Annotated in this window: 9 protein-coding genes and 1 pseudogene; 6 read left to right on the forward strand and 4 right to left on the reverse strand. The window is 69.8% G+C overall.

Going from position 1 to position 9,860, the window contains the following annotated elements:
* From ACLEQD_RS28885 to ACLEQD_RS28900, 4 genes are all read right to left on the reverse strand, one after another.
* Positions 1-896: MFS transporter (locus ACLEQD_RS28885; protein WP_410388402.1), on the reverse strand; the 896-nt coding region annotated here is incomplete at its 3' end.
* 111 nt (positions 897-1,007) lie between these two features.
* Positions 1,008-3,032: an adventurous gliding motility protein GltC gene (gene gltC, locus ACLEQD_RS28890; protein ID WP_410388404.1), complete on the reverse strand. Its 2,025-nt coding sequence runs from the start codon at positions 3,030-3,032 to the stop codon at positions 1,008-1,010.
* Between the two features lie 6 nt (positions 3,033-3,038).
* On the reverse strand, positions 3,039-3,911 hold the full coding sequence (locus tag ACLEQD_RS28895) for an outer membrane beta-barrel domain-containing protein (RefSeq protein ID WP_410388406.1): 873 nt from the start codon (positions 3,909-3,911) through the stop codon (positions 3,039-3,041).
* Entirely contained in the window at positions 3,908-4,735 is an 828-nt protein-coding gene (locus tag ACLEQD_RS28900) for an outer membrane beta-barrel domain-containing protein (RefSeq protein WP_410388408.1), read from the reverse strand. Before ACLEQD_RS28900 ends, ACLEQD_RS28895 begins: the two co-directional genes overlap by 4 nt.
* Positions 4,736-5,002: 267 nt before the next feature.
* On the opposite strand from ACLEQD_RS28900, the gene cglC reads away from it, so the two are divergent.
* The 6 genes and pseudogenes from cglC to ACLEQD_RS28930 form a co-directional block, all read left to right on the forward strand.
* Positions 5,003-5,509, forward strand: coding sequence for an adventurous gliding motility lipoprotein CglC (cglC, locus tag ACLEQD_RS28905; RefSeq protein WP_410388410.1), 507 nt, complete (start codon positions 5,003-5,005; stop codon positions 5,507-5,509).
* Between the two features lie 103 nt (positions 5,510-5,612).
* A complete protein-coding gene (locus ACLEQD_RS28910) occupies positions 5,613-7,040 on the forward strand; it encodes a vWA domain-containing protein (RefSeq protein ID WP_410388411.1) in 1,428 nt (475 codons plus the stop codon).
* Between the two features lie 161 nt (positions 7,041-7,201).
* Positions 7,202-7,705 (forward strand): 5-(carboxyamino)imidazole ribonucleotide mutase, encoded by a 504-nt coding sequence (gene purE / locus ACLEQD_RS28915; protein WP_410388413.1) that lies wholly within the window; start codon positions 7,202-7,204, stop codon positions 7,703-7,705.
* Positions 7,702-8,844 (forward strand): 5-(carboxyamino)imidazole ribonucleotide synthase, encoded by a 1,143-nt coding sequence (purK, locus tag ACLEQD_RS28920; protein WP_410388415.1) that lies wholly within the window; start codon positions 7,702-7,704, stop codon positions 8,842-8,844. Before purE ends, purK begins: the two co-directional genes overlap by 4 nt.
* A gap of 5 nt (positions 8,845-8,849) precedes the next feature.
* Entirely contained in the window at positions 8,850-9,326 is a 477-nt protein-coding gene (gene ybaK, locus ACLEQD_RS28925) for a Cys-tRNA(Pro) deacylase (RefSeq protein ID WP_410388417.1), read from the forward strand.
* Between the two features lie 81 nt (positions 9,327-9,407).
* Positions 9,408-9,860 (forward strand): annotated as a pseudogene (locus ACLEQD_RS28930) (hypothetical protein); the annotation flags it as partial.

Here is a 9,860-nt window from a genome sequence, read left to right on the forward strand (position 1 = left end):
TGGCCGGACGCGCCATGCCCGGGCGCCACCAGCCGGCGCACCAGCCCCCCCTGCACCAGCGCGGACAGCACGCCCACCACCGCGAAGAGCGCCCCGGAGCGCAGGCTCGCCTCCCTCAGGATGGCCGCGTCCGGATGCACCGCGTGCACCAGCCACCCGCCCTCCAGCGGCACCGGCCCGGAGGACAGGAAGCGCGTCAGCAGGTAGACGGAGAAGGTGCCCTCCATCTGCGCGAAGGCCGCCGTGTAGAGCAGCACCAGCACCACGCACCGGCCCACGACGGGCAGCGTCAACACGCCCAGGGAGCCCTTCAGCGTGCGCGTGGTGGCGGACGGAGAGCCGGGCTTGCGCGTCTCCGGCAGGAAGAACCAGGTGTTGAGGAGGTTCAGCGCGGACAGCCCCGCCGCGAACAGGCCGATGGCCAGGTTGCCGCCCCACGCCCCCAGCACGCCGCCCAGCGCGGGCCCCAGCACGAAGCCCAGCCCGAACGCCGCGCCAATGATGCCCATGCCCTTCGCGCGCTCGTGCGGCCTGGTGATGTCCGCCACCACCGCCTGCGCGGTGGACACGTTGCCGCCGGACACGCCGTCGATGATGCGCGACAGGAACAGCAGGGGCAGCGTGTGCGCGAAGGCGAACAGCACGTAGCCCGCCAGCGAGCCCACCTGGGACACCAGCAGCACCGGCCGCCGGCCGAACCGGTCCGACAGCCGCCCCATCACCGGCGCCGCCACCAGCTGCATCAGCGAGTACACCGCGACGAGCAGCCCCACCGCGAAGGGGGAAGCGCCAAAGCGCACGCCGTACACGCCCAGCTGCGGAATCAGGATGCCGAACCCGATGAGGTCCAGGACGGCGATGCCGAACACCACCCGCAGCGACGCCTCCCGAGCCAACTTCCACTCCCCTCGTCCCTTCGAGGGACCGTTGGAAAAGACAAGACCGCCGGAGCGCGCGTACGGGGCGCTCCGGCGGCCGGGAACAATCCCACTCTCAGCGCAAGGCGTCTACATCGCCTCGGCGGACTGGATTTGACGGTTGGCCGTGTCGCGCTCGATGCAGCCCTTGGTCATCGTGTACTGGTACGTGCCCAGCTCGTCACGCCAGTACTCGCCCTCGTAGGGCCAGTAGAGCTGATCGTCCGCCACCGCCACGGAGTACTTGTACTTCTTGACGATGGCCGTGCGGCCGCCCGCCTTGAGCTGCTCCTCCAGGAACTCCTTCTCCTTGGTGGTCGTCTCGAACTTGATGCGCAGGCCGTTGGCCAACAGCAGCTTGAGCGCCCCCAGCTCCGACTCCAGCTTGCCCTTGGCCATGATGCCGGCCTTGGAGATGAGGCTGGTGCGCTGGACCTTCAGCTCCTCCAGGAGCTGCTTGGTCAGCTCCGAGTACTTGAACGTGTCGCCCTTCTGGGAGAACAGGTCCATTTCACCCTCGAGCTCCAGGATGGAGTCGTTGGTCTTCTTCAGGTCCTGATCCGTGAGGGCCAGCCGCAGGATGCGCTCCAGGATGACGTCCGTGCCGTTCTTCTCCAGGCCGTCCTTGTTCTTCTTCTGCACGTCCGCGAGCACCGTGTAGTACTCGGACGCCTCCATGTCCTTCTTCACCAGCGCGTCCAGCTCGTCGTGCACGGGCAGGTAGGTGCGCTCGAAGTCCTGGAGGATGAGGTTGGACTCCCGGTAGCGGCAGTTCTCGTAATAGATGACCGCCTTCAGGATGAGCGCCTCCGGGAAGTACTCCTCGCGGAAGAAGGGCGACGACAGGGTGATGAGGTTGCCCAGCGCCTGCTCGTACTGGCCGATGCGGTAGTTGGCCCAGGAGGACTCGAAGAGGGCCTCCAGCCACTGCGTGTTCCCGCGCTCCACCTTGTTCAAGTAGAAGATGGAGAAGCGGTTCTGCTGCATGCCGTAGTGCGTGCGGGCCAGCTGCATGAAGGCCAGCTCGCGCAGCGACTTGTCCAGCTTCGCCTGCTCGCCGGTGCGGCCCGCCACGGGACGGGTGAGGCGCACCACTTCCTTCATCGCCTCCACGGACGCCATGACGTCCGTGTTGCCGCGCTTGGCCGCCGCGTCCTTGTGGTTCGTGCCGTTGCGGAAGAAGGCCAGGCCCTCCAGGTACTTCGCGCGCGGGTAGAACGGATCCGTGCGGGGAATCGTCAGCGCCAGGCGCTTCACTTCCTCGAAGGACTTGTCCGCGTTCTCCGTCTGGCCCACCTGATCCAGCGCGCGGCCACGCACGAAGTGGTAGCGCGCCAGCAGGTAGCGGAACTCGTTGCGGAACTTCTCCGGGAACTCGTAGTTCGCGTACCGGGCGATCTCATCCAGGATGACCGTCTCGTTCTGCGTCTTGCGGCTGATGAAGAACAGCCACTCCAGGCTCGTCTTGAAGAACTTCGTGGACGGGCCCGCCGCGAGGATCTTCGAGAACTCGCCCAGCGACGAGTGGTACAGCCCCATGCGGTAGAGCGACTTGGCGAGCACGTAGCGCGCCTCGACGTGCAGGCCCTGGAGCTTGGGGTCCCCCAACAGCTCGTGGGACGCCATCGCGGCCTTCTCGTACTCGTCGTTCTTGAACAGGCTGATGGCCGCGTCCAGGCGCTGGCGGTCCGCCGTCTTGCCGGACACGTCCACCGCGTCGAACGTCATCGTCGGCGCGGGCGGCTTGTCATTGTCGCCCGTGAGGTCCAGGCCCAGCCCGGGGCTGGGCTGCGGCGCCGGCTTGGAGGCGGGCGCGGCGGTGGCCGCCGGCTCGGGCGTCGTCGTCACGGCCGCGGGCGGCGTGGCCGGGTTGCCCATGGGCGCGGTCGTGGCGGAGGAGGACTCCTGGGTGTCCTCGGCCGGAGCGGCCGTCTTGCCCTTGCCGCGCTTGGCGGAGGTCTTCTTCTTGGAGGAGGCCTTGGAAGACGACCCCCTCTTCTTCTTCTTCGACTGGCCCGACAGGTCCAGCCCTTCGAAGGACTGGGCCAGCGTGGGGGCCGTGTACGCGAGCGTGAGCCCGAGGACGGCGAGGCGGAGGAACCGGTGGGTGCGCATGAGTCTTTAGGAACCGGAGGGGAAGAAGAAGGACAGGCCCAGCTCGAACATGATCTGGTTGCGGAGGTAGTTGGGCGTGGGGTCCCGGCCCTTCTCCACGTAGATGAGGTCGCGCAGCTCCGTGCGCAGCGTCATCCACCGGTTGAAGAAGAAGCGCAGGCCGACGCCCACGTTGCCGCCGCCCGTGAGGTACGACTTGCTGCCCGCGGCGGGCGTGCCATCCGTCAGCGACTCCGCCGGCCCCTTGTACTGGACGACGGACGCGCCCACGACGCCGTACATGTCGAAGTGGACGAACTTCTCCGCCAGCAGCGACAGCTTGCCGTAGATGGGCGCCCACTGGACGTCCACGCCGCCCATGAGCGTCATCTGCCCGGGCGCGTACCCGTCCAGCTCACCCTGGGTGGGCGCACGGCAGCCGCGGGTGTCGCCACCGTCGCCCTCCGTGAAGGTGCAGATCTGCGCGGAGCCCGCCACGCTGTTCAGCGCGTAGCCGGCGCGCACGCCCACGCCCAGCGTCTCCATGGGGAAGTAGGTGACGGTGCCGCCGAAGAGGTACTTCTTGAAGAACGCGTCGCGGATGGTGATGGACGCGGACGGGCTGATCTCGAAGCGGCCCTTCTTGAGGAACATGTGGCCGGACACCGGCCGGATGCGCTCGCGAAGGGGCCCCAGGGCGTCCTTGTCCACCTCGGACACGTCGCCGGCCTCCTCCTCCTGGGAGGTGGTGGGCGGGTTCGAGTTCGCCGCCGTCTTCGGGGCCGGGGTCGCCGGAGCCGGTGCGGCGCCGCGCGGCCGGCGCGGGCGCCTGGTCGGCGGAGGCGAGCGCGGGCACGCCCGCGCGACCAGGGTCAGGAGCAGGCGGTAGGCGGGCTTCATTCGGACTCCCTCCCCGTCGACTTGAGGGGCAGGAAGATGGAGATGCCCGCGTTGAGGGTCATGACGTTCTGGATGGCGCCCTTGCTGCTGCCCAGGGGCTGGTCCACGTAGGAGGTGTTGATGAGGGCCACGTTGACGGCCAGGTAGTCCTTGGTGACGAAGCGCATGCCCAGGCCCAGGTCGAAGGCCGGGTTGAGGCCGCGTTCGGGCAGCGCGGACGTCTCCGTCCTCACCACGCCCATGCCGCCCAGCAGGTAGCCGTCGAAGTGGAGGATGGAGTTGAGGAAGGACACCTTGCCGTAGAGCGGCGCCCACTCCAGGTCGCCCATGGCGGACCAGTTCGGCACGGAGTTGTAGATCTTGCTGTTGAAGGTGCGCTTCGCCGTGCGGACGTCATCCGACGGGAGCACCTGGATCAGCGAACCGCGCGCGGAGATGGCCAGCGTGTCCGACAGGTACCAGGCCGCGCGGAGCGAGCCGCCGAACTTCGAATAGAACGGGTCGTTCACGGAGATGCTCACGAACGGTGAGATCTCCAGGCGGTTCTTCTTCAGGTACACCTTGCGCTGCACGCTCTTCACCCGGTCGTCCTGGGTGATGTCCGTGAGCGGCATCAGCGCTTCGACCGGGAGGTCCTTCGCGGGGGCTGCGACAGGCGGCGACGCGGGACGGGCTTCCTCGTCCGGCGGCGGCGCGGGGTTCTCTTCGGGTGGCTTGGCCTGGGCGTCCTCGGTCAGATCGAGGCCCATGCCTTCCTGGTTCTGGGCGGGGGCCAGCGCGGGCCACATCAGGCTCAGCGCAAGCAGCAGCGTGGGGCGGTTCAAGTCCGGGCGCTCCGTGGGGGGAGGGAACGTACTGCCACCGGAAGGCAGCATGACATCAGCCCCACCATCCTATCGGTCGTATTCCCAACCATCAACCGCCACGATGCGCCTGCTTCCTCTGTATTCCTCCCGTATCGCTTCACAATTCCACTGCGCTAGCGCCCCCAGGGTCAGTGGTTGGCGCGAAGAACCGGTGTGCTACCGTTTCGAGGTTCCGGCGTCCTCCCCCCGGACGCCCTGCATCCATCCTTCCTAGAGGTCTCAAAGATGTTCGTGCGATCCGCGCTCTTCCTGTCCGCCGTCCTCCTGCTGGGAGGCTGCGACGTCACCACCGAGCTGGGCAAGCCGTGCAACCTGGTGCGCAAGGCCACGGACCAGGAGCGGGAGGAGCAGGGCCGCGAGGTGGTGGAGGTCAAGGAGAAGGACATCGCCGCGGAGCAGGACTTCATCTCCTTCGGCTCGCTGGAGTGCGAGGACCTCATCTGCGTGCGCGACGACCTGAGCCCCCGCAGCCAGGACCCAGAGGCGCCGGCCCTGGGCTACTGCAGCAAGGAGTGCGTGCAGGGCACCACGACGGGCTGCGAGATCACCCGCACGGTGGACGACGTGGAGGTGGGCCTCAAGGACCGCATGACGTGCCGGCCCCTGCTCCTGGATCAGGACACGCTGGACGCCATCCGCGCCGCCGACGAGGGCTTCTACCGGCGCACCTTCGGCGAGAACAACTCGCCCTACTTCTGCGCGGGCGCCACCCCGGCGGCCCAGGGCACCTGAACGGCGCACTGAACAGTCGCCTCGCGCGAAAGGGCTAGACCTTTTCGCGCCCCCCGTTCGTAAAGGCAGGGCCCGCGTTTCCAAACGCCTCTGGAGCCCTGCCATGAATCGTACGGTCCTGTTCCTCGCCCTGGCTGGTGGCCTTGCCCTCACCGCGCTGGTGCTGGGCATGCCCCACCGGGGCGGCCTTCCGCCCCGGGTCGTCGTGACGACCCCGGCGCCCCCCCTGCCCACTCCGGCCCCCGGGCCGCGCTCGTCGTCCGGCAGCCTCCAGGTGACCAGCCGGCTGTCGCATCCCTATGTGCCGGTGGGCGCGTCGGAGACGTACGTGACGGTGGACCTCACCGGCGCGGAGGTGCCCGGGGCGAAGCGGAGCCCGGTGAACCTGGCGGTGGTCATCGACCGGTCCGGGTCCATGAGCGGCTACAAGCTCCAGCAGGCGAAGCAGGCCGCGCGGCACCTGGTGACGCTCCTGCGCGACGAGGACCGGCTGGCCATCGTGCACTACGGCAGTGACGTGAAGAGCCTGCCGTCCCTGCCGGCCACCGCGAGCAACCGCGAGCGGATGATGCAGTTCATCGACGGCATCTGGGACGACGGCGGCACCAACATCAGCGCGGGCCTGTCGGTGGGCCGCACGCAGCTGGCGTCCGCCATGGGCAACGGGGCCAGCGTGAACCGCCTCATCCTGATGAGCGACGGCCAGCCCACCGAGGGCGTGTCCGACGAGGAGGGGCTCAAGAACGTGGTGAAGGACATCCGCGCCTCCGGCATCACGGTGAGCTCCATTGGCGTGGGCACCGACTTCAACGAGGACCTGATGCAGGCGTTCGCGGAGTACGGCGCGGGCGCGTACGGCTTCCTCGAGGACGCGAGCAAGCTGTCCACCCTCTTCCAGCGCGACCTGCAGCAGGCCACCACCGCGGTGGCGCGCAACGTGGAGCTGTCCTTCGAATTGCCCCCGGGCACGACGCTGGACGAGGTGCTGGGCTACCGCGCGCACCAGGCCGGCAACACCGTGCGCGTGGCGCTGCCGGACTTCTCCGCGGGCCAGGTGGAGCGCGTGGTGGCGCGCCTCCACGTGACGGGCACCGCGCCGGGCCAGTCCGTGCAGGTGGCGGGGCTGAAGGTCGCGTACACGGACCTGCTCGTGCACAAGAACGTGGAGGACCAGTCCACGCTGGCCGCGGTGGCCACCGACGTGCAGGAGGAGGTCGTCCAGCGCCAGGACAAGGAGGCCACGGTGTACGCGGCCCGGGCCCGCAGCGCGCAGAACCTCCAGAAGGCCGCGGAGGCGATGAGCCTGGGCAGGAAGGACGAGGCGAAGGGCTACCTCCACCAGAACCAGGCCCTCTTCCAGGAGGCGGGCGCGGTGGCGGGCGCGGCGGCGGTGGCGGCGGATCAGGCAGACCAGGCCCGCGCGATGCAGGAATACGACGACGCGGAGACCGAGGAGGCCCAGAAGGCCGCCGTGAAGAACAGCAAGGTGAAGGCGCTCAAGAGCTTCGGGCGCATGGGCTCCACGTACTGAGCGCCCCTGGGGCGTGCGAGGGGCCAGGGCCCGTCCCCCTGCCCGCCCTTCATCGCGACGTCACATCTTCGCGGTTGACCTCCGGAATCGCGTAGCCCTATCTCCGCGTTCTTCCAGGCTTCACCCCCTGGAAGCAGGGCGCACTGGAGGCGCGGACAAGCATGGCGGCGAGCGCGAGCACCCCGTGGGTCGGGGTCATCATGGGCGGCAGAAGCGACCTCGAACACCTGCAACCGGCGATCGACATCCTCGCCGAGCTGCGCATCCCGCATGAGGTGCGCATCGTGTCCGCGCACCGCACCCCGGACTGGATGATGGAGTACGCGTCCAGCGCGGAGGGCCGGGGCCTCTGCGTCATCATCGCCGCGGCGGGCGGCGCGGCGCACCTGCCCGGCATGGTGTCCAGCAAGACGCTGCTGCCGGTGCTGGGCGTGCCCATGCCCACCACGGTGCTCTCCGGCTTCGACGCGCTGCTCTCCATCGTGCAGATGCCCAAGGGCGTCCCGGTGGGCACGCAGGCCATTGGCAAGCCGGGGGCCGCCAACGCGGCGCTGCACGCGGCGGCCATCCTGGCGCTGAAGTACCCGGAGCTGCGCGAGCGGCTGGGCGCGTGGCGCAAGGCGCGCACGGACGAGGTGCTGGCGCAGCGCGAGGTGGCGGGATGAGCGGCCCCATGGTGCTTCCCGGCGGCACACTGGGCATCCTGGGCGGCGGCCAGTTGGGGCGCATGATGGCGCTCGCCGCGCGCACGCTCGGCTACCAGGTGCAGGCGCTGGATCCGGACTCGGCGTGCCCGTCCCGCTCCGTGGTGGACCGCTGCCTCACCGCGTCCTTCTCCGACACGGTGGCGGCGGAGGACCTGGCGCGCCAGTGCGACGTGGTGACGCTGGAGATTGAAAAGGTGTCGCTGGCCACGCTCAACGCGGTGGCCCGGCACGCGCCCATGCGGCCCGGCGCCTCCGTGCTGGAGGTGGTGCAGCACCGCGGCCGGCAGAAGGCGTGGCTCGCCAAGGGCGGCTTCCCGCTGGGCCCGTGGCGCGAGGCGAACTCGGAGGCGGAGCTGTCAGCGGCCATCACCGCGCTGGGCGGCAGGTGCTTCATCAAGTCCAGCGAGGGCGGCTACGACGGGCGCGGCCAGTACGAGGTGAAGGCGGCCTCCGAGGCGGCCGTGGCGTGGAAGGAGCTGGGCGAGCGCTCCGTGGTGGTGGAGGCCGCGCTGGACCTGAAGGCGGAGCTGTCCGTGCTGGTGGCGCGCGGGCCGGATGGGCAGCTCGCGGTGTACCCGCCCGCGTTCAACCACCACGAGGAGCGCATCCTGGCGTGGTCGCTGTTGCCGGGCCCGCTGCCGGAGGCCGTGCTGTCGCTGGCGGCGCAGGTGGCGCGCGACATCACCTCCGGGCTGAAGGTGGAGGGGCTGCTGGTGGTGGAGATGTTCCTGCTGGGCGACGGGGCGCTCCTGGTGAACGAGGTGGCGCCCCGGCCGCACAACAGCTTCCACTCCACGGAAGTGGCGTGCCTCACGAGCCAGTTCGAGCAGGCCGTGCGCGCGGTGTGCAACCTGCCCCTGGGCTCCGTGGAGGTGGTGCGCCCCGCGGCCATCGTGAACCTGCTGGGCGACCTGTGGCTGAAGGAAGGCGGGCCCCGGTTCGCGCAGGCGCTGGCGATGCCCGGCGTCCGGCTGCACCTGTACGGCAAGCGCGACGCGCGCAAGGGCCGCAAGATGGGCCACCTGTCCGCGGTGGGCACTACGCCCGAGGACGCGCTCCAGCGCGTGAAGGCCGCGGCCACCGCCCTGGGGATGTGACGTCCATGAAGACGAACGCCGCCCGGCTGCTGGACTCGCTCGGCATCGCGTACAGCCTGCGCGACTACGACGTGGATCCGGACGACCTGTCCGCAGAGACGGTGGCCGCCAAGGTGGGCCTGCCCGCGGAGCAGGTCTTCAAGACGCTGGTGGCCAGGGGGGACCGCACCGGCGTGTTGATGGCGGTGGTGCCCGGCAACGCGGAGCTGGATTTGAAGGCCCTGGCGCGGCTCTCCGGCGACCGCAAGGTGGACACCGTCCCCCTCAAGGAGTTGCAGCCGCTCACCGGCTACATCCGGGGCGGCGTCACCGCGCTGGGCGGCAAGAAGGACTACCCCGTCTTCGTGGACGAGACGCTGGAGCTGTTCGACGAGGTCGCCGTGTCGGCCGGGGTGCGCGGGACGCAGCTTGTCCTCGCCCCGGCGGACTACCTCCGCGTGACGAAGGGAAAGCCAGGACCCATCTCGCGTCCGAAGGCGTAGACCTTTTTGAGCGCGCCGCGCGTTCGAAGGGACATTCCCGGCCCGTGAGGCCGCTCCCGGGGTGTCCCGATGAATGCCGCCGTGTTGCAATTCCACCACCGCGAAGCCTTCGAGCACACCGTCACGCGCGCGCTGGCGGCAGGCGCCGGGGCGGGACTGGTGCAGTGGCTGGGCCTGCGCATGGGCCTGCCGGTGCCGTTGACGTGGCTGGTCCCCGCCGCGGTGGTGCTGGCGTGCGCGCGCGGAGACCGGTGGGACCGGGGCCTCCTGAGTGGCCTGGGGCTGCTGCTGGTGGGCCTGCCCTACGGGCTGGGCCTGTCGCCCGCGTGGACGGTGGCGACGAGCGGCGCGGCCGCGGGGTCCCTGCTGGTGCGCTCCCGCCTCAACGACCTGGGCGAGGAGGGCCAGGTCGCGGAGGCCCGCCCCACCCTCGTGCGACTACGGCCTGGGCGCCGTGCTGGGCGCGGGGCTCACCCTGGCGGGCGGCGTGGTGGCGAACATCCTGTCGGTGCGGCTGGCGTCCGTGGCCACGCC

Source organism: Corallococcus sp. 4LFB (assembly GCF_046520365.1).
Taxonomy (GTDB): Bacteria; Myxococcota; Myxococcia; order Myxococcales; family Myxococcaceae; genus Corallococcus; species Corallococcus caeni.